A 17,955-nucleotide genomic window follows, 5' to 3' on the forward strand; every position below is an offset into this window, starting at 1 on the left:
GGAAAGGACCCCAGCCGGTGCGCGATGCAGAACCCATCGATACAGTCCTCGACAGGCTGCGAGAGATCGTGGCGTCTGTCCTCGAAGTCGAGAAGGAGGGCATCGAGTCCGGTGCCCTGTTCTACGAGGAACTCGGGATGAGCTCCCTGGAGAAGGTTGCGATCACGGTCGCGATCGAGCGCGAGTTCGGAGCCCTGGACGCCGAGGAAGCAGCAGGCCTCACCAGCCTGGATGCCGCGGTGTCCGTGCTCAGCGAGCGTGCGACAAGCCTCCGCGCGGTCAACCTGCTCGACCACCTGGTGGCGGCTCATGTATCCGCCGGCCGGGGCGAAAGGATCAGCTACCTCGACCCCCAGGCAGGGGCGATCACCTACGCCGCCCTCATGGAGGCGGCACGGGGGTACGCGGGCGCACTCAGGGCAGCGGACGTGCCTAAGGGCGCCCGCGGCCTCCTGGTCGCCGACGACTCCGTGGCGACCGTCGTCGCCGTCCTCGGCCTGTGGTGGCACGGCTGCGTCCCCGTGGTGATCAGCCCGATGCTCACGGACGACGAAGTCCGCTACATCGCCAAAGACTGCGCCGCCGCGATGGTGCACCTCGACGCGGCCCCCACGCGGCAACGCGCCCTGGAGAAGCTGTTCGCCACCACAACCCAGTTCGCCGGCGCGGACGTCCTCGACGCTCTGGCCACGGCCGAGCCCGGCCCCGCCCGCCGCCTGCAGGACGCCGGGCCCCCAGCCGCCTGGAGTGCGGGGCGCGAGGCACTGGTGCAGTACACCTCCGGAAGCACCGGAATGCCCAAGGGAGTCCGGCACTCGGCGGGAGCGATCGCGGCCATGGCCGACGGCATCGGCACGGTACTGGCGCTGACCCCCGAGGACACCGTGCTGTCCAGCGCCCGGCTGCCTTTCGGCTACGGCTTCGGCAACTCCGTTCTGTGCCCCCTGGCGGCCGGCGCCCGCGTTGCACTCATCCGCGGCACGGTCGACGTCCACTCGCTCACCGCCGCGCTCCGGCACCACCAACCCACCGTGCTGTTCTCCGTCCCACGGCTGTACGCCGCGCTGCTGAACGCATCCGAGACAGCGGCGCTCGCCTCCAACTCCGTGCGGCTGTGCGTGTCGGCGGGCGAGAATCTGCCCGCTCCGCTCAGCGAGCGGATCCGCACCGCTTTCCAGGCCGAGCTGCTCAACGGTCTCGGTGCCACCGAGGTGCTCTACACGGTCGTCGGCACGCCGCCGGGGAACGAGCGTCCGGGCACCTTCGGGGTCCCGGTGCCCGGGATTACCGCAACCGTCCGCGCTGCGGACGGCACGCCCGTCAACGACGGGAAGGAGGGCCGACTCCACATCGCCGGCCCGACCGTCGCCCTCGGCTACATCGGCCGCCCGGAGGCCGCCGCGGTCACCTTCGCCGACGGCGGCGCCTACACCGGCGACGTGGTGAGCCGTGCGCCGGACGGCACCTACGCCCATATCTGCCGCGTCGACGACCTGCTCAACCTGGGCGGCTACAAGGTCTATCCGCGTGAGATCGAGAACGTCATCCGCGGCGCCGACGGGGTCCACGACTGCGCGGTGGTCGGCGGCCGCGATGCCGACGGCCTGGAGCAGGCCGTGGCGTACGTGGTGGCCAGCCCGGGACTCGACACGGCCGCGGTGCGGCGCGCGGCAATCGCCGCGATCCGCGACGGCCTCGCCGCCTACAAGCGGCCCGCCCGTCTGGAAGTTCTCGCCGAGCTGCCGACCACCTCCACCGGAAAGCTGGCCGCTATCGAGCTCAGGAAGGCGGCGACACAACCGTGACCTGGGACATCACGGGCATGGCCGCCGTCGCCAACATCGGCGCCAGCCCCGAAGAGATATTCGCCGCGCTGTGCGCGGGCCAGGAGAGCCGCACGCCTCTACGAGCGTTCGACCCCGACAAGTACCGGGCGGCCTACGCCTACGAGATCGACGACCGGCCCGCGGGCAGCGGCGACATCCCGCGCCGCGCCACCCGCTGGCTCACCACCGTGGTCCGTCAGGCAGTCGCTGACGCGGGCCTGGGCGAGGACCTGTCGCAGGTACCCGTGCTGGTCGGGACCACCATGCGCGAGCAGCGCAGCCTCGAACTGTGGTGGCGGGACCACGCGGACGTCGCCCTCGAAGACCTGCACTTCGGCACCGCCCTGAAGCATGCCTTCGGCGCGGCCACCACGTACACCTTCGCCAACGCCTGCTCAGCCACGCTGTACGCACTCGGCATGGCCACCGACATGATCGAGCTAGGCATGGCCGACACGGTCGTCGTCGCCGGCACCGACGCCGCGACCGAGAGCGGCTTCGGCACGCTCGACCGGGTGCAGAACGACATCCCCGACGCGCTCAGACCCTTCAACACCACACACAAGGGCATGCTGATGGGTGAGGGCGCAGCGGCTGTCGTCGTCCAGCGCGCCGGCACCGGGAACGGGCCCGTGCACGCCCGGGTGCGCGGGGTGTCCATGAACTGCGACGCTCGCCACGCCACCGCGCCCGACCCGGACGGCATCACCCGTGCGGTCCAGGACGCCTACCGCAGGGCCGGGGTACGGGCGCAGGACATCGACCTGGTGATGCTGCACGGCAGCGGAACCCCCCGCAACGACGCGACGGAGTCGAGCGTCCTGAGCCGCACCTTCCACGGCGCCGAACCCGGGCCGCGGATGACCGCCATCAAGGCGATGACCGGCCACACCCTGGGCGGTTCGGGACTCCTCAGCCTGCTGATGGCGGTACTCGCCATGAAGGAAGGGACGGTACCCCCGGTCCTGGGCCTCACCGACCCGATCCCCGAGGCCGCAGGACTCGTCCTGGTGCAGGACACCCCTGCAAGCGGCGACCTGACCATCGCTCAGATCGACGCGTTCGGCTTCGGAGGGATCAACGCCGTCGCGATCGTGGAGGCAGCCCGATGAGCGCGAGGAGTACCGCACCGATGAGCATCCCGAGCGTCCAGGAGGTCGTCGTCACGGGCATCGGACTGGCGCTCCCCGGGGTCGCGACGTACGGCGACCTCCTCGGACCCTTGCCGGGTGAGGGCGGCTTCGACCCGGCAACCGGACTCCGCGGACGCGAGTTGCGTCACAAGGACCGAGCGTCCCGGCTCGCCCTGCGGGCTGCGGAGTCCGTCGTCCACGACGCGGGCCTGACCGACGCCCACGCGACGTTCACGGGCGTGGCCGATGCGACCGCCGTCGTGGTCAGCACCAATCTGGGCAACGTGGACAGCGTCTGCGAAGCCACCGACACCATCGCCAGGGAGGGCGTCAGGGGGCTGAGCCCGTTGGGCCTGCCCCAGACCTCGAGCAATGTCGTCGCCGGCTGGGTGGCCATCCGCTACGGGCTGCGCGGCCCCAACCTCACCGTCTGCAACGGCACCACGAGCGGTCTGGACGCCCTCGCCTGGGCTCGGCATCTCATCGTGGCCGGGCGCGCCGAAGCAGCCGTCGTCGTCGGCGTCGAACCGGCCAACGAAGTGGCGACGAGGCTGCTCGGCGAGCAGTCCACCGACGCAGCGGTCGCGATCGTCCTTGAACCAGCGGACGCAGCCACTTCCCGTGGCGCGCGGCCACGCGCCACGATCGCCGGGTACGCACGGGCCCGGGACCTCGCCGCGGCGCTGGCCTCCACTGGCGTGACCGAAGAGGGGCCCGTCGGACTGTGGCTCACGGACGAGGCGGAAGCCGCGGGGGCCGGGGCGGGCCACCTGCTCGCAGCCACGCGCCGGATCGACCTGGAATCCCAGCTGGGCCCGCTGTCCGGGGCGCTCGGCGTCCTGCAGTGCGCTGCCGCAGCTGCCCATCTGGAGGGCGGCGCCACCGGGAACGTTCTCGCCACGGCCGGAGGCTCTCGCCACGACGCGACGGCCGCCCTGCTGCTGACCCCGTCGCCGGCCACTCGTCCATCCACGCGAACGAGGACAACACCCTTGACATCCTCCCCGCCTTAGAGGACGGGGCTTCCCGCCTGGCTGCCGGTGGTGATCGGCTGGGCCTCCGGGTGGGTTCCCCGTTCAACGGGCCGTGCCTGGTGCGGGATTTCCACTCCAGGACTGACCGGCCCTCCAGGGGCGTTTAGCCTCTCCGCCTGCCCGGCGGCGAGGATCACACGCGACGCATTGAGGTCACGATCATGCTCAGTACCGCAGCCCTCGCACCGCCAAGCGCGGACGTGCAGCGGCTTCTTCCCGTCCACGACCCAGCACACCGAACACGTCTGGGACGACGGAAGCCACCGCGAGACCGTCCCGGTGTGCCGTCCGTACCGGGCGGCCTTCTCCTTCAGCACACGCCGGAACATGCCCCACGCAGCATCGTGTACGGACTTAGCGAGGGGGGTGCGTGCGAGTCCGGAGACCGCCAGGTCTTCGAGATAGAGCGCTTGGTTGTCGCGGATCAGCCTCGAAGCCGTCTGGTGGCACCAGTCCTTACGCGCGTCGGCCACCCGCGCGTGCGCGCGGGCGACCTTGAGGCGGGCCTTGGCCCGGTTCTTCGACCCCTTCGCCTTCCGGCTCAGCGTCTGCTGGGCCTTGCGCAGGCGTCGCTCGGCACGGCGCAGGAAGCGCGGATGGTCGATCACCTGCCCGTTGGAGAGCACGGCGTAATGCGTCAGGCCCAGGTCGATGCCGACCTCGTCCTCGACGGGCACCAGGTGCTCGGGCTCGACCTCCACGATGAAGCTGGCGAAGTACCGGCCCGAGGCGTCCTTGACCACGGTCACCGACGAGGGAGGAGCGGGCAGCGGACGGGACCAGCGGACCCGGACGTCCCCGATCTTCGCGAGGTTCAGTCGGCCGTTCTCGCGGAGCCGGAACCCGTTCCTGGAGAAGCGGACGGCTTGCCGATTGTCCTTCTTCGACTTTAACACCGGAAGCCCCATCCGACGGCCCCGGCGTTTCCCGGTGAGCGACGCGAAGAAGTTCGCGTACGCCGTATCGAGGTCACGGAGGGAGGACTGCAAGGCGTCCACCGACACCTCCGCGAGCCACGCCCGCTCAGGGGTCTTCTTCGCGTCGGTGATCACCCGCTTCGCCAAGACGCCCGTCGCGATTCGCGACTTGTCCGCCGTGTAGGCGGCCTTCCGGGCGGCGAGCGCATCGTTGTAGACCACCCGGACACAGCCGAACGTACGGGCCAGCGCCATGCGCTGACCCGGTGTCGGCTCGATTCGGAAGGCGTACCGCAGATGCATGTGCTCAACGTACCGGCCGCCACGGACAACGCCGTTCCGCCCAGGGGCGAACCGGCCTTCCCTGCCCTGCTCTGCAGGAGTTTTCGCTTCCTCCCCCGGCTGAAGCCGGGGGTATCCACGAAAGGACCCTGATGACCACGACGAGCGTGACCATCGAGGATCTCCGCGCTCTGATAGCCGGCGTACTGGAGACCGAGCCCGAGGAGGTCACCGACGGGGCGCACTTCGCCCACGAGCTCGACATCGACTCGCTGCTGATGCTGGAGATCTCGACCCGCGTGGAGAGCGCGTACGGCGTCCCGGAGAACGCCGTGGCCGCCAGCGGCGCCACCACGCTCACGGAGCTGCACGCCTTCCTCGCCTCGAAGCTCACCAGCGAGACGCCGGCTTCCCCGCTCATCCGGCCCAGGCCGCTGAGCGAACCAGCGGCGCGCCTGTTTCTGCTCCACCACGCCGGCGGCTCACACCTGCTCTACCGGGGCTGGGCGGAGCACTTCCCCGAGGACTGGGAACTCTGCCTCCTGGAAGCCCCCGGCCGCGGCAACCTGCAGGCCCTGCCGCTGATCGACGACTGCGACCGGCTCGTCGACTACTTCCACACCGCTATCGCACCACTGCTCGACCGGCCCTTCGGGTTCTTCGGCCACAGCATGGGCGCACTGATCGCCTACCAGCTCACTCGCCGACTCCTTGGCCAGGGGGAACCGCCCCCCACCTGGCTGGGAGTGTCCGCCTCCGCCGCCCCGCAAGGCGAAGCCGGCGCCGACAGCCGCCCTCACCTGATGGCCGACGACGAACTGCGCGCGTGGCTGCGGAGCGGCGGCGGCAGCCCACCGCAGCTCCTCGACAACGACGACGTCTGGCACAAGTTCGCCCCGGTGTTCCGCAGCGACTTCAAACTCGTGGACACCTGGACTCCGCCCCGCAACCCCGAGCCGCTGCCCGTCCCGCTGTCGGTATTCGCGGGCGTGCACGACAGGCTGATCGGCGAGGACCGTCTCCTTGCCTGGCGAGCATTCACGACGCACTTCCGCGGACTCGAGAGGTACTACGGCGACCACTTCTACCTGACGAAGCACCAGCAGCCTCTCGCTGCTGCCATCACGGCCGCGATGCGCTCCGCCGCTCCGTGAGCCCGCTCTCACCACCACGCCACTCGCTAGAAGATCAACTCCAGCGGGGTGCTGGCGGGGGGTGTGGGGGCGAGCCCTCAGGCATCGGGGTCGACTTCGGGGTGCGTGAACCGCACGGGCCTGCCCAGCGACCGGGCGTAGGCGATCTCGGCCCGGGTGCTGTCTCCGATGTAGTCGCCGACCACGAGTACCTCATCAGCGAGCAGGACCTTCGACCGGTGGAGTTCGTCGAGTCGAATCTTCAGCGCCTCGGCCTCGACAGGATCGGACCAGAGCTCGTGCTGCGACTTCAGGTCACAACCCGGCTTGACGACGATCTTTGCGGGACGAGCGGAGGTCTCCCGCAGCTCGGCCTCGGCCATCTCGGCCGTAAAACGAGTGGAACCGCAGATCACCACGATACGCGGCAAACTCAACTGCCTTTTTGCTTCGGCAAGTTGCTCCTCGGGGGTGATCAACTGCGTGGACGACACTGCTTCCTCCTGGTGGTGCTGCCCGAGGGATGCCTGCGGAGACAAGGACGAAGGCGCCCAAGATCATCTTTTGGTGAACGACGTGGACACCCGTGCGACCGCACCTTATGCGACGAGCATCTCTACCCGGCGCCGCGGTGCCCGCCAGTCGGCGCTACACCCCACTTGTGCGATGCCGAACTGGTCGCCCTCGCTCCGAAGAGACCGGTGTCGGTTACTGCGTTCATCGCCTCTACCAGCCGATTCACGCGGCAGGGGGCCGCGGTGTCGGTTTGGTCGGCCGGCCCCCTGCCGGCAGCTGGTGGCGATGCCGGGTCGGGGCTCGGGCACTGCGACCACCCCAACGAGGGAGGCGTAATCACTTGACCGTATTGACGAAGCGTTGTCCGTCGGCGACCTTGCGGCCCCGGCGCGGCCCGCCGCAGCTCGCCTGAAGACCTGGCGGCCACGGTCCGTGCCCGCCTCCGGGTCGCCCCGACCACCTGGCGCCCGCCCGCCATCTGACTGATATCGCTGTGCGCTTCGACGAGGAGACCATGTCCACCGCATCTCACCAGCCCGCCCCCGAGCCTGTCGCCGCGCCTTCCACACCCGGCCGCACTGCGGAGGAGGAGCAGATCACGGCGGTCGCCGACACGCTGGTGCTCGCGTACGGGCTACACCCGGCAGACATCACGCGCATCCCGGAAGGCACCGCGACGGACAACTACGCCGTCGTGGACCAGGCGGGCCAGCGACACTTCGCCAAGGTCTACCGCACTCGGGAACACCTGGATCTGGAGCGGGCGTCGGTCGAATTGTCCGAGTACGCCGCTGACGGAGGTGTCGCGACCGCGCGGGCAACCCGTACGCGCGAGCACGAACTCATCGAGACCCACGGCCGCCTGCCCATGTCCCTGTGGTCGTACGTGCCCCATACCGAGACCGCCGAAGGCGGCCTGACGGGTGCACGGTGGGCAGCCGTCGGCACAGCGATGGGCCGCCTCCACAGCCGGCTCGCCGCTCACCCCGCCGCCGCCCCCACCCTGGAACCCGGTGCCGCGGTGTGCGACGTGGCCGCTTCACGGGACCGCTTCGAGCACCTGATCCATGCGTACCAGCACATGCCCAGGCTTGGGGAGTTCGAGACGTGGGCGCTGCAGGCGGCGCGTGAGCGACAAGCCATCTTGGGGGAGGTCGAGCGCGCCCTCGCTTTGCTTCCACAGCTGACCGTCCAGGTCCTCCACGGCGACATGGCCGGCCCCAACGTCCTGTTCAAGGACAACGAGGTGGCCGCGATCGTGGACTTCCGGCCGCCTGCACCCGGGTACCTCGCCTGGGAGATCGCGCGTCTTGGCTGCGACCCCAAGAGCGTGCTGGACAGCAGTGCGGAGAGCTGGCTTACCGGTTACACCGATCTCACCCTGGCCTACCGGGACGCCAACCCGAAGGCGTCCGTGGACGATCTCGTGTCCTCGCTTCGTGTCGGCTGTGCAGCCATGCTCTGCTCGGCCTTTCCTCTGTCGGTACCAGTGGAACGACCGCACATCGTCGACGCCGCTATGGAGGCCTACGGGCGGGTGCGGCACGAGGCAGCTCTGATGCTGCTGGACCGGCTCCCTGTCATGGAGGAGGTCCTGCGTGACGCTCTTCGCTGAGTTCATGACCCGCATGGCCGGCGTACCTCACGCAAGTCGCAACCCCGGACAGCGAACTCGCCTGTCCGGGCTCGCGGTAGCAGCAGGGCATTTAAGGGCCGGCCGAGGGCGCAGAGTCGGCGCGTCGAGCTCGGCATGGAGCCGGGCGGCGGCCGCGGTAGGTCAGGAGGGCGGGCTGCGATCATCTGGCGAGCTGGTCCACCCGGAGCAGGTCGTCGGGGCTGATGTGGATCGCGGCGAGGTTGGCGAGCCATTGCATCCACACCGGCTCGATGCCCGGCTCGGCTTCGAACTCGGCGTCTGTGATGCGTCCCTGGGCGTAGGCGACCGTCCGGTCTGCCAACTCCTGCAGAGCATCGGGAGTGATCCAGCGGACGTTCTTCGTCTCGTGGGCGCTCGGGGTGAGGTCGCCGGCGACGGGGGCCCGGTAGACGGTCCATTCGTGGCGGTGGCCGGTGCTGCGTGCGCCGGGAATGCGACGGCATGGGTTGTCCCGCCAGCCGCCGGTGACGTGGGTGAGGCCGGTGACGGTGAGGCCGAGCTCTTCCTCGACCTCGGCGCGGGCCGCGTCCTCGGCGGTCCCGTGGTCGTCGATATGGCCGGCGGCAGGTGCGGTGCCGGGTGGGAAAGTGGCGCGGTCGAACATCAGATAGCGGCCCTGATCGGTAATGACGATGCCGACCGAGGTGTTGTCGCAGGTCTTCATGGTCTTGTTCCTGGTGGGTGCCGGAGGTCAGGTGGCGGGGCGGTCCCCCGCTGCCAGGCTAGTCGCGCCGCCCCGCACATCCATGTCGCGGTCGGACGCCAGTGGTCGCAGCATCCGGGGGGAGACGGCCTCCTGACTGCACCCTCGCCCACAGCAGATACGCCACGCTTGCCTCGCTTCCTACGGCGGCTTGGTCCAGGGCGGGTCGACCCTCGCACCCACCAACGCGCCCTCTGGCGCACGGCGCCTGGGAACCTCGGCGATTCGGCCAACCACGTCTGGCGGCAGTGCCGTTGCAGGAGCAGGGTCGGTGCAGTTTCCACGGTTCCTCGAACGCTCTATCCCGGGATTTCAGGGCCGACCGAAAAACGTGTGTTCGATATCCAGGCTGTGTCGTTGAGCCTCGCGAACCAGCCGTGACGACCGACAGGGGGATCGACTTGACCTCGGGCAGCACAGCCGCGCAGCCGAGCACGGACGAAGCGGAAGGGAATCCACCGGACAGCGAAGGCGCGGCGCAGGAGGAGGAGTTCCAGTACCGGGACGAGTCCAGGCTCCAGGCCGGCGCGCAGATGACGACGAGCACGATGGCGCGGCGCCTGCCCGTGCTGGTGCGCCGGTCGCTGCGGATGGCGTGGCAGGTGGACCGGTGCGCGACGGCCGGGCTGCTCGCGTGCCAGATCGGCACCGGCGTGCTAGCCGCGCTGGGCCTGTTCGCCGTGACCGGGACCCTCACCGCGCTGATCTCCTCCGGCGACATCACCGGGCGGCTGCGGGAGGCGGCGCCGCAACTGGCTGTCATCGCGGCCGCCGCGGGGCTGCGGGCCCTGCTGGGGGTCACGGTGACCTGGCTGACCGGGCGGCTGCGGCCGGTGCTCGCCCGGGCCGCGGAAGTCTGCATGGTCGAGGCGGCTCTCGGCGCGGAGGCTGCGGCGAACAATAAGCCGGGCTACAACGACCAATACGACATTGCCGACCGCGGCGCGCAGGTCACTCCCGACCTCGTGGAAGAAGCTCAGGACGTGCTGGCCGCCACGGCGACCCTCGCCGCCGGTGCCACGGTGCTCACCGTGATCCACCCGGTTCTTCTGCCTCTGCTTCTCCTGGCGTGCCTGCCGCAGGCCGCCGCGTACGTGCGCGCGGCCCGAGTGGTGTACCTCGCGGGCCTGGAGACGTCGGGGCGCCGGCGGATGCTGCACAAGCTGCGATGGCACATGTCCTACCAGGAGTCCAGCGAGGAGATGCGGGCCTGCCTGGCCGGCCCGTTCCTCCTGGGCCGATACCGGCGGCTGGCCGCGTCCGTCAACGTCTCCGAGCGCGAGGCTGCGAACACCGGGGCCTGGATGGGCCTGGCCGGTGCGGCGGCCGGCGGAGTCGCCTCGGCGGCGGTCTGGGCGACCTTGTTGTGGCTGCTGGTTTCCGGCCGGATGGACCTGGCTGCGGGTGGTGGCGCGGTCTTCGCCCTGCAGACGGCGACCGGCTCGGTGCGGGGCATCATCAACAGAGGCGCGAGGCTGGTGCGCACCGGCTGGTACGTGCAGGACTGGCAGAACTTCCTCGACAACGCGCACGGGCAGGCGATGGTGGCCTCGCGTGGCTCGGAGGTGCTGTCGGCGGCTCCGGAGCGGTTCGAGGTCCGCGACGTCACCTACCGGTACGACGGTGCGGACAAGGACAGCCTGGCCGGGGTGTCGCTGACGGTACGGCGCGGGGAGATCGTGGCGCTGGTCGGGGAGAACGGGTCGGGGAAGACGACGCTGTCCCGGCTGATCTGCGGGTTGCTGCTGCCGACCTCCGGGGAGGTGGCGTGGAATCACAAGACCACCGCGCGGCTGGAGCCGTGGGAGGCGTGGAAGCACGTGGCGGTGGCACCGCAGCGGTTTACCTACCTGCCGCTGACGCTGCGCGACAACGTGACCCTGGGGCAGGGCGACACCAGCGATGCCGCGCTCATGGCGGCCTGCGAGGCGTCCGGAGCCGCGGACATGCTGCCCGAGCTCCGTTCCGGCCTCGACACCCTCCTGACCTCCGAGTGGTTCGGCGGCCACCAGCTGTCCGGCGGGCAGTGGCAACGCGTCATCCTGACCAGGGCCTTTCACCGGAAGGCCGAACTGCTGGTGATGGATGAGCCGACGGCCGCCCTCGACGCCCGAGCTGAGCACCATGTGTTCACCGGCCTGCGGGACCTGGCCAAGGACCGGGCCATCCTTCTGATCACACACCGGCTCGCCAACGTCGCCGTGGCTGACCGGATCGTCGTTCTCGACCAGGGCCGCCTGGTCCAGGAGGGGACGTACGCGGAGCTCACCCGTGAGCCGGGGCTCTTTCGGACCTTGTGGGAACTGGAGCAGCGCACCGGCGGTGCGCCTGGTCCCACCTGAGCCCTCAACGCAGTGCTGAGCCGGCCCCGGCCGTCCGGCGACGGCCGGGGTCCGCCGGGTCCGCCGACCTGGCCGGCCGATGCGGCGCCCCACGACCCACTCGACCGACGACCCCCGGGAGGAACCGTGTTCCCCGACCGCACCGAACCTGATGGCGGCGTGCCCTGCCGCTCCGCCGTCCCGCGCACGGGCGCGAGGTCTGCCGGATGAGCCCGACGAAGCCGCTGCCCGCGGCCCTGCAGCGCTGGTCGGAACAGCGGATCGACCCCGTCGTGTCCGTCCGCGACGCCTCGCACGACTGGCACCGCTCCCGGGTGTGGGACCTGGAGGGCGAACGCGGGGTTCACCACTACCTGAAGGTCTCGCCCTCGGTGAAGTTCTTCACCCGTGAGAGCCGGGCCTACCGCCACATCGTGCCCGCACTCGGCCACACCCGGGCGCCCCACCTCGTCGACAGCCGTGCCCAGGACCTGGCCCTGCTGCTCACCGCGGTCCCCGGCGCCCCGGCGAAGGAACTCGGCTTGGGCGCCGTCGAGTGGCGGACCGTGCACCAGCAGGCCGGGGCGCTCTGCGCCCGGCTCCACGAGGCCGGGCCACTCGACCGCGGCGACCGGGTGGAGGCCGAAGCCTCGTTGCCCGCCGCCGCTGACGGAGCGGAGAAGTACCTGGCCCGCGCCGGGCACCGGCTCGACCATGACGAGCAGCAGTTGGTCCGGGACCATGCCGCACGCCTTCGCCGCGTCGGCCCGGTACCCGTCGGCTATATCCATGGCGACAACCAGCCGAGGAACTGGCTGTGGTCCACGAGCGGGATCGCCCTCATCGACTTCGAACGGTCCCGGCCGGCCGCCCGCGTCCAGGACCTCGTCATCCTCGCCACCACCCAGTGGGCCGACCATCCGGACCGCGAGAAGGCGTTCCTGCTGTCCTACGGGCGGGAGCTGTCCGGCGCCGAGCGGCACGCGCTGCGCTGCCTGACCGCGCTGGACGCGGTCAGCTGCCTTGCCTGGGGCCCGGACAACGGTGACTCCGAGGTCACCGCCCGCGGTCGGCGGACCCTGGACCGGCTCATGAAAGAGGATCGACCGTGAGCGCCGTACATCGGAGCATCGGGAACGTCATGGTCCTGCTCCAGCGTCCTGGCGACGGCCGGATCCTGACCGTCCGGCACCAGGCGACGTCGTGACACTCCCCCGGGATGCTCACGGTCGTCGGAGGACGCCTTGAAGACGGCGAGTTCCTCGACGAGGGAGCGGCGCGCGAGCTCGCCGAGGAAGTCGGCATCCACATCAGCCCGGACCGCCTGCGGTTCTGCCAGCTGCTCCACTTCCACGCGGCGGACGGTGAGCGGGTGATCGGCGCCGCCTTCACGGTGCGGGAGTGGGAGGACACCCTGTACAACCGCGAGCCGGGCACCCACAGCGAACTGGTGTGGGTCGACCCGGCCGCCCCGCCGCCCGACTGCCACCCCTTCACCCACGCGGTCCTGACCCACTTCGCCACCGGCCGGCTCTACGCCAACGTGATCGCCCCGGAACTGCTGGGCGGTGAGGCCGGGTGACGACCTCCACCCAGACGGCCAAGGCCTCGACGGTCACCTCCCCGGATCTGCGCCGCTTGGTCGCCAGCGAGTGCGCGAGCCTGTCCGGATCCGCGGTCAGCACCGTCGCCCTCCCCACCCTGGCCGTACTGGAACTCCACGCCTCCACCACCCAGGTCGCCGCGCTCGCCTTCCTCGGCCAACTGCCGAACGCCGTCGTGGCGCTCCCGGCCGGTGCGCTCTCGGACCGCTACGCCAAGCGCCCCCAGATGATCACCGCGGACCTCACCGCCGCCGCGGGCCTCGCGACCATCCCGGCCGCCTCCTTCACCGGGGTGCTCGGCATCGGCCAGCTGTACGCGGTCGCCGTCGTCCTGGGCGTCACCAAGATCGTGCACGACGCGGCCGCCATCAGTTACCTGCCCGTCCTCGTCGGACCTCACCTGCTGCAGCGCGCGAACTCGAGGCTGGGCGCGGCCTCGTCGGTGGCCGACAGCGCGGGCAGCAACGCGGGCGCCGCGCTGGTCGGCGCCGTCGGCGCCGACCGCTCGCTCCTCGCCGACGTCCTCTCCTACCTCCTCTCCGCGCTGCTCGTGTGGCGCATCCGCACCCCCGAGCCGGTCGCCGCGCCATCCGGAGGCCGCCGGACCCTCGCGCGGGACATCGGAGAGGGACTGCGCTACGTGGTCGGGCAGCCCACGATCCGCACGGTGATCGCAGCCCTGTCCACGCTCAGCTTCGGACTGGCTGTCATGAACACGTACTGGGCGTATTACCTCCTCGCCGACCTACACGTATCCCCCACGGCGTTCGGCGTGATCATGGGCGTCGGCGGCGCGGGCAGCCTGGCCGGGGCGCTCCTCGCCCCGCGCATCGCCTCCCGCCTCGGCATCGGACCGACGATCATCATCGGGTTCGCGGTCAGCCCGCTGGCCCAGATTCCCCTCCTGCTCGCCGGATCCGGACTCCGCTGGCAGATCGCGCTCGCCGGGACGCTGGCCGTTCAGCTGTTCTGGGCCACAGCCTCCGGGACGAGCCAGAGGTCCCTGAGGCAGATCCTGTGCGAACCACGCTTCCAGGGCCGCATGCAGGCCGCGAGCACCACGGTGACCGCTGGCGCCCGCCCCCTCGCCGCCGCAATCGCCGGCGCCCTAGTCCTTCTCCTCGGGGTGCACAGCACCCTCGCTTTCGGTGCGGCCCTCCAGGCCGTCCCCGTAGTCCTCCTGCTCACCTCCCCTGTCCGTGCGTTGCGGGATATGCCCGCCCCACCGGCGCACACCATCGTGCCGCCCGCCCGTGAAGGAGCCTCATGACAACGACCGCGACCGCAGCCCAGAGGACCGCCATGGTCGACCAGCTCAAGTCCGGTGGGGGCCTGAGCGATCCCCGCTTGCGTGCCGCCTTCCTCAGCGTGCGCCGCGAAGTGCTCCTACCCCACGCCTATGTGCGGGTCAGCGGCCCGGGCGTGGAGCCGATCGACTGGCGTCTCCTCGACGGCTCCCATCCCGACGATCAGGCCGAATGGCTCGACCTGATTCACAGCGACGAGTCGATCTTGCTCCAGCGGGACCACGAGGCCCTCGACAGCCTCGTCCGCGGACCAGTCACCGGCGGCAACATGACCTCCATGTCCACCTACAGCCCGGCCACCGTAGAAGCGCTGCAATCTCTGCATCTTGCGCCGGGGCAAAGGTTCTTGGAGCTCGGTCCCGGTCCCGGCGTATCTCTTGCGCTTGCCGCCGCAGTCATCGGGCCAGAGAAGGCGGTGGGCGTGGAACGCGACCGGCACATGGCTGCCTTCGCGCAGCAGAACCTTGATGTACTCGGAGCCGGCGTGACGGTGGTGGAGGGCGACGCGCTGCACGGCCACGCCGCCGACGGCCCATACGACCGGATCCATTCCGGCATCGGCGTGCCGTGCGTCCCGGCAGCCTGGGTGCAGCAGCTCGCCCCGGCCGGTCGGCTGCTGACGACGCTCGCGACCCGCACGCCGAGCTGGCCCGGGCAGCTCCTGGTCACCCGGAACCAGCGGGGGCGGGTTGCGGCGGTCTTGCAGGGCCGGGCGCGCGGGTACCGGCCGATGCTCGGCTACCGCTGGCTCAGCGCCCTGAAGCACCGCCCACAGGTCAAGGCCGACCCCGGCCACATCCGGTCGACCCGGCTTGCGCCACCGTCCGATGACGCCCACGGTTTCTGGATGGCGGCGGCGTACTTGGTCCCGAACGTGGTGCGGGATTTCCAGGCCGAGACGATGACGGTCGTCGCGCCCGAAGACGACTCGTGGGCTGTGGCCGGGCCCGGCGACGGCACGGTCCGGGTGCACGGTCCGCGCGATGTGTGGGCCGAACTCGAAGCCGTCCACGCCCGCTGGACCCGGGCCGGCCGACCAACCCAGTACCGGGTCGACATCCCGGCAGGCGGCGGAACGCAACATGTTGCTTCGGCGGCCGGGCCCCACGCCCTGGAGTGGGAACTGCCCGCGCTCCCAGCTCCGGCCCCGATCTGCGGACCGGAGAGCGGCGAGCCTGTTCGATGCGGCGCAGCCTCGCAGCCCAGCCGTCTCCGTAGGCCCGACCTTCCCAAGGAGGACCAAGCATGACGAACAGCGCCCCGTCGAACGCGCCGGCACCGCGCCTGGCCACACCGGCCGACGCTGGTGAGATCGCGCGACTGCGCTCGCAGTACATCCTGTCCGAGCCACTCGACGAAGCGTGGCTCGCCCGCGGCCGGGACCAGCTCGCGCTGCGACTGCGGCCAGGTGGTGATGCCCACGCTTACGTCGTGGACGCACCCGGCGAAGGCCTTGCCTCCTGTGCGCTCGGATTCGTCCAGGTACTCCTGCCGGCCCCGAGGTATCCCCAGGGGCTGGCGGTGCGGATCCATGCCGTCGCCACCGACCCCGCGCACCGGCGCCGCGGTTATGCACACGCCGCACTGTCCGCGCTCTTGGAGGACCTGCAGGAGCGCGGCGTGACCCTCTACGAGCTCTACGCGAGCGAAGGATCCGCGCCGCTCTACGAGCGACTGGGCTTCCGGCCGTACCCCGCCCTCATGCGGATGACGAAATTCCCCGACCCGAGCGAGCCACCCGCGCCGTGAACACACCAGCTGGACAGGGTGCCGGGGCCCGGCACCGACAGAAAGGACACACGAGCACATGAACACCACGTCCGAGGCGCAGCGTTGGAATGCGCACTATGCGGGGGGCCGCGGCATCCGGCCACTGTCCAAGGCCGAGATCCGCATCGTCCGTGACACCCTCGCCCCGCCCAAGGGGCCCAAAGAGCCCCGGGCCCTGGAGGTCTGCTGTGGCACCGGCGACCTCGCCCGGCTGCTGGACGAGCTGGGGTATGTCGTCGATGCGGTGGACTACGCCCAGGCCGCGATCGACCGTGCCGAGGCGGCGTCCGGCCCTGACATCACCTACCACTGTGCGGACGTGGCCTTGGGCGACCTTCCCGCGCTCGCAGGCCGGGGGGCTTCGACCTGATCACCGTGCGCCGGTCGCTGGCGCACCTGCCGGACCGCACGCGGATCGTCGCGGAACTCGCCGACCTGCTGCGGCCCGGTGGGCAGCTGTGCGTGATCACCCCGCACGCCGACCGTTTCCCGCAGGATCTGCGCGGCATCTGCCTGGACGACGACGAGATCGCCATGCTCACGCAAGGGTGGGAGCACACCGAGCGCCTCGAGGCCGAGGACTCCACCGCCGTGGTGCTGCACGGCCCAGTCGGACAGGCCGCCGGCTACCGGGAGAAGAGGCCGCCGAAGGGCCCGCCCCGCCCGACGGGCTGCCGCACGACGACTCCCGCCTGCGATCCACCCACGGCCGCCACCCAGGAGCATGACGTGAAACCCCGCCACCTCACCCACACCGACACACTCCTGCTGCCCATCACCGGCAACGGCCCCTTCAACTTCCGCCACACCCTGTGGAAGCCCTCCCACTACGCCACCGGCCTAGAAGCCCACACCGAAACGCGCAGCTGGCGCACCTTCCGCATCGACGGCCTGATCATCGGCGTAGCCCTGTCGAACGGAGGCGACGACCGGATGATCAGCGCCGAGGTGTTCACCGACAGCGACTACACGCCCGAACACCGCAACCGTCTCGCCCGCCGGCTGACAACCTCCTACGGCTTGGACGAAGACCTCGCCCCGTTCACCGAACTCGCCGCCGACGTAACGGCGATGCGCGCTCCCTTGCACGCGCTGGCTGGCATGCGGCAGAGCTGCCCCGAAGACCACTTCGAGATCGCCGTCATCGCCCTGCTCCTGCAGAACACCACCATCAGCCGCACCACGCAGATGACCCGCAACCTGCTCACCCGCCACGGCCGCCTCGTCCAGTTCGACGGGATCCGGCTGCGGGCCTGGTTCACCCCGGCCGAGATCGCCGCGGTCACCGCCGAGGAATTCAAGGAGCGCGACAGGCTCGGGTACCGGTCAAAGACTCTCCCCCACTTCGCCGCGTTCTTCCGCGACCACCGCCCCGAGGACCTGGCAGCCGCCGACAACCTGGTCGAACTCTTGCAGCAGATCAAGGGGGTTGGCCCCTACACAGCAGCCGTCATGGCCTCCCACGCCTCACGCGACCCCGCCGTCTTCGGAGTCGACGTGTGGAACCGCAAGATCCTCGCCCGACGGCTCCTCGACACCGAGGACGCCGCCCCCGAAGACGTCCACGAACACCTCGCCCGCCTCTTCCCCGGCCACGCCGGAACTGCCGCGCTCTACCTCGTCGAGCACGAATCCCTCCACACTCCCGTCGCTCCGCTCCTGACCCCCGACGCGACCAAGACGTGGAACCAGGAACTGCGCCCCTCCACCTCCTGAAACACCCGACCCCAGGGCAGCGGCACGCCAGCGCCC

General features: G+C 70.5%; 16 protein-coding genes. 13 read left to right on the plus strand and 3 right to left on the minus strand.

Going from position 1 to position 17,955, the window contains the following annotated elements:
- Positions 1-17 precede the first annotated feature (17 nt).
- From D9V36_RS10380 to D9V36_RS10390, 3 genes are read left to right on the plus strand one after another with little or no spacing between them, the layout of a single operon-like run.
- Positions 18-1,805, plus strand: a complete 1,788-nt coding sequence (locus D9V36_RS10380) for an AMP-binding protein (RefSeq protein ID WP_241720792.1) — start codon at positions 18-20, stop codon at positions 1,803-1,805.
- Positions 1,802-2,938, plus strand: coding sequence for a beta-ketoacyl synthase N-terminal-like domain-containing protein (locus D9V36_RS10385; RefSeq protein ID WP_129293514.1), 1,137 nt, complete (start codon positions 1,802-1,804; stop codon positions 2,936-2,938). The genes D9V36_RS10380 and D9V36_RS10385 overlap by 4 nt, the downstream gene beginning before the upstream one ends.
- 20 nt (positions 2,939-2,958) lie before the next feature.
- Positions 2,959-3,972 carry a beta-ketoacyl synthase N-terminal-like domain-containing protein gene (locus D9V36_RS10390; RefSeq protein ID WP_241720793.1) on the plus strand — a complete coding sequence of 338 codons (1,014 nt, stop codon included), beginning with the start codon at positions 2,959-2,961 and terminating at the stop codon, positions 3,970-3,972.
- On the opposite strand, the gene D9V36_RS10395 is transcribed toward D9V36_RS10390, so the two are convergent.
- A complete protein-coding gene (locus D9V36_RS10395) occupies positions 3,969-5,213 on the minus strand; it encodes an RNA-guided endonuclease InsQ/TnpB family protein (RefSeq protein WP_129293516.1) in 1,245 nt (414 codons plus the stop codon). The genes D9V36_RS10390 and D9V36_RS10395 overlap by 4 nt on opposite strands.
- Positions 5,214-5,344: 131 nt before the next feature.
- Between D9V36_RS10395 and D9V36_RS10400 the strand changes: the two genes are divergently transcribed.
- Positions 5,345-6,346, plus strand: a complete 1,002-nt coding sequence (locus D9V36_RS10400; RefSeq protein WP_129293517.1) for a thioesterase domain-containing protein — start codon at positions 5,345-5,347, stop codon at positions 6,344-6,346.
- Between the two features lie 77 nt (positions 6,347-6,423).
- Here the strand turns inward: D9V36_RS10400 and D9V36_RS10405 are convergent, their stop codons facing one another.
- On the minus strand, positions 6,424-6,819 hold the full coding sequence (locus D9V36_RS10405) for a hypothetical protein (RefSeq protein ID WP_164992927.1): 396 nt from the start codon (positions 6,817-6,819) through the stop codon (positions 6,424-6,426).
- A gap of 536 nt (positions 6,820-7,355) precedes the next feature.
- Here D9V36_RS10405 and D9V36_RS10410 point away from each other — a divergent pair.
- Positions 7,356-8,456, plus strand: a complete 1,101-nt coding sequence (locus tag D9V36_RS10410; RefSeq protein ID WP_129293519.1) for a phosphotransferase enzyme family protein — start codon at positions 7,356-7,358, stop codon at positions 8,454-8,456.
- A 181-nt stretch (positions 8,457-8,637) separates the two neighbouring features.
- Here the strand turns inward: D9V36_RS10410 and D9V36_RS10415 are convergent, their stop codons facing one another.
- On the minus strand, positions 8,638-9,162 hold the full coding sequence (locus D9V36_RS10415) for an NUDIX hydrolase (RefSeq protein ID WP_129293520.1): 525 nt from the start codon (positions 9,160-9,162) through the stop codon (positions 8,638-8,640).
- Between the two features lie 440 nt (positions 9,163-9,602).
- On the opposite strand from D9V36_RS10415, the gene D9V36_RS10425 reads away from it, so the two are divergent.
- From D9V36_RS10425 to D9V36_RS10460, 8 genes are all read left to right on the plus strand, one after another.
- Positions 9,603-11,543 (plus strand): ATP-binding cassette domain-containing protein, encoded by a 1,941-nt coding sequence (locus tag D9V36_RS10425; protein WP_431357748.1) that lies wholly within the window; start codon positions 9,603-9,605, stop codon positions 11,541-11,543.
- Between the two features lie 206 nt (positions 11,544-11,749).
- On the plus strand, positions 11,750-12,634 hold the full coding sequence (locus D9V36_RS10430; protein WP_129293521.1) for a phosphotransferase: 885 nt from the start codon (positions 11,750-11,752) through the stop codon (positions 12,632-12,634).
- Positions 12,635-12,741: 107 nt separating this feature from the next.
- On the plus strand, positions 12,742-13,104 hold the full coding sequence (locus D9V36_RS10435) for an NUDIX domain-containing protein (RefSeq protein WP_241720795.1): 363 nt from the start codon (positions 12,742-12,744) through the stop codon (positions 13,102-13,104).
- On the plus strand, positions 13,101-14,396 hold the full coding sequence (locus D9V36_RS10440; protein ID WP_129293522.1) for an MFS transporter: 1,296 nt from the start codon (positions 13,101-13,103) through the stop codon (positions 14,394-14,396). The genes D9V36_RS10435 and D9V36_RS10440 overlap by 4 nt, the downstream gene beginning before the upstream one ends.
- Positions 14,393-15,682 carry a protein-L-isoaspartate O-methyltransferase family protein gene (locus D9V36_RS10445; protein ID WP_241720796.1) on the plus strand — a complete coding sequence of 430 codons (1,290 nt, stop codon included), beginning with the start codon at positions 14,393-14,395 and terminating at the stop codon, positions 15,680-15,682. The genes D9V36_RS10440 and D9V36_RS10445 overlap by 4 nt, the downstream gene beginning before the upstream one ends.
- Positions 15,679-16,182 carry a GNAT family N-acetyltransferase gene (locus D9V36_RS10450; protein ID WP_129293523.1) on the plus strand — a complete coding sequence of 168 codons (504 nt, stop codon included), beginning with the start codon at positions 15,679-15,681 and terminating at the stop codon, positions 16,180-16,182. Before D9V36_RS10445 ends, D9V36_RS10450 begins: the two co-directional genes overlap by 4 nt.
- A gap of 58 nt (positions 16,183-16,240) precedes the next feature.
- Entirely contained in the window at positions 16,241-16,573 is a 333-nt protein-coding gene (locus D9V36_RS10455) for a class I SAM-dependent methyltransferase (protein ID WP_129293524.1), read from the plus strand.
- A gap of 5 nt (positions 16,574-16,578) precedes the next feature.
- On the plus strand, positions 16,579-17,919 hold the full coding sequence (locus D9V36_RS10460; protein WP_129293525.1) for an endonuclease III domain-containing protein: 1,341 nt from the start codon (positions 16,579-16,581) through the stop codon (positions 17,917-17,919).
- The last annotated feature ends 36 nt before the right edge of the window (positions 17,920-17,955 follow it).

Origin of the sequence: Streptomyces lydicus, assembly GCF_004125265.1 — a bacterium.
In the GTDB taxonomy this organism is placed as follows: domain Bacteria; phylum Actinomycetota; class Actinomycetes; order Streptomycetales; family Streptomycetaceae; genus Streptomyces; species Streptomyces lydicus_C.

Excerpts from the sequence above, each read along its gene's own strand:
- D9V36_RS10390 (WP_241720793.1), top strand. The coding sequence starts at position 2,959 with ATGAGCATCCCGAGCGTCCAGGAGGTCGTCGTCACGGGCATCGGACTG.
- D9V36_RS10395 (WP_129293516.1), bottom strand. The coding sequence starts at position 5,213 with ATGCATCTGCGGTACGCCTTCCGAATCGAGCCGACACCGGGTCAGCGC.
- D9V36_RS10400 (WP_129293517.1), top strand. The coding sequence starts at position 5,345 with ATGACCACGACGAGCGTGACCATCGAGGATCTCCGCGCTCTGATAGCC.
- D9V36_RS10410 (WP_129293519.1), top strand. The coding sequence starts at position 7,356 with ATGTCCACCGCATCTCACCAGCCCGCCCCCGAGCCTGTCGCCGCGCCT.
- D9V36_RS10415 (WP_129293520.1), bottom strand. The coding sequence starts at position 9,162 with ATGAAGACCTGCGACAACACCTCGGTCGGCATCGTCATTACCGATCAG.
- D9V36_RS10430 (WP_129293521.1), top strand. The coding sequence starts at position 11,750 with ATGAGCCCGACGAAGCCGCTGCCCGCGGCCCTGCAGCGCTGGTCGGAA.
- D9V36_RS10435 (WP_241720795.1), top strand. The coding sequence starts at position 12,742 with ATGCTCACGGTCGTCGGAGGACGCCTTGAAGACGGCGAGTTCCTCGAC.
- D9V36_RS10445 (WP_241720796.1), top strand. The coding sequence starts at position 14,393 with ATGACAACGACCGCGACCGCAGCCCAGAGGACCGCCATGGTCGACCAG.
- D9V36_RS10450 (WP_129293523.1), top strand. The coding sequence starts at position 15,679 with ATGACGAACAGCGCCCCGTCGAACGCGCCGGCACCGCGCCTGGCCACA.
- D9V36_RS10455 (WP_129293524.1), top strand. The coding sequence starts at position 16,241 with ATGAACACCACGTCCGAGGCGCAGCGTTGGAATGCGCACTATGCGGGG.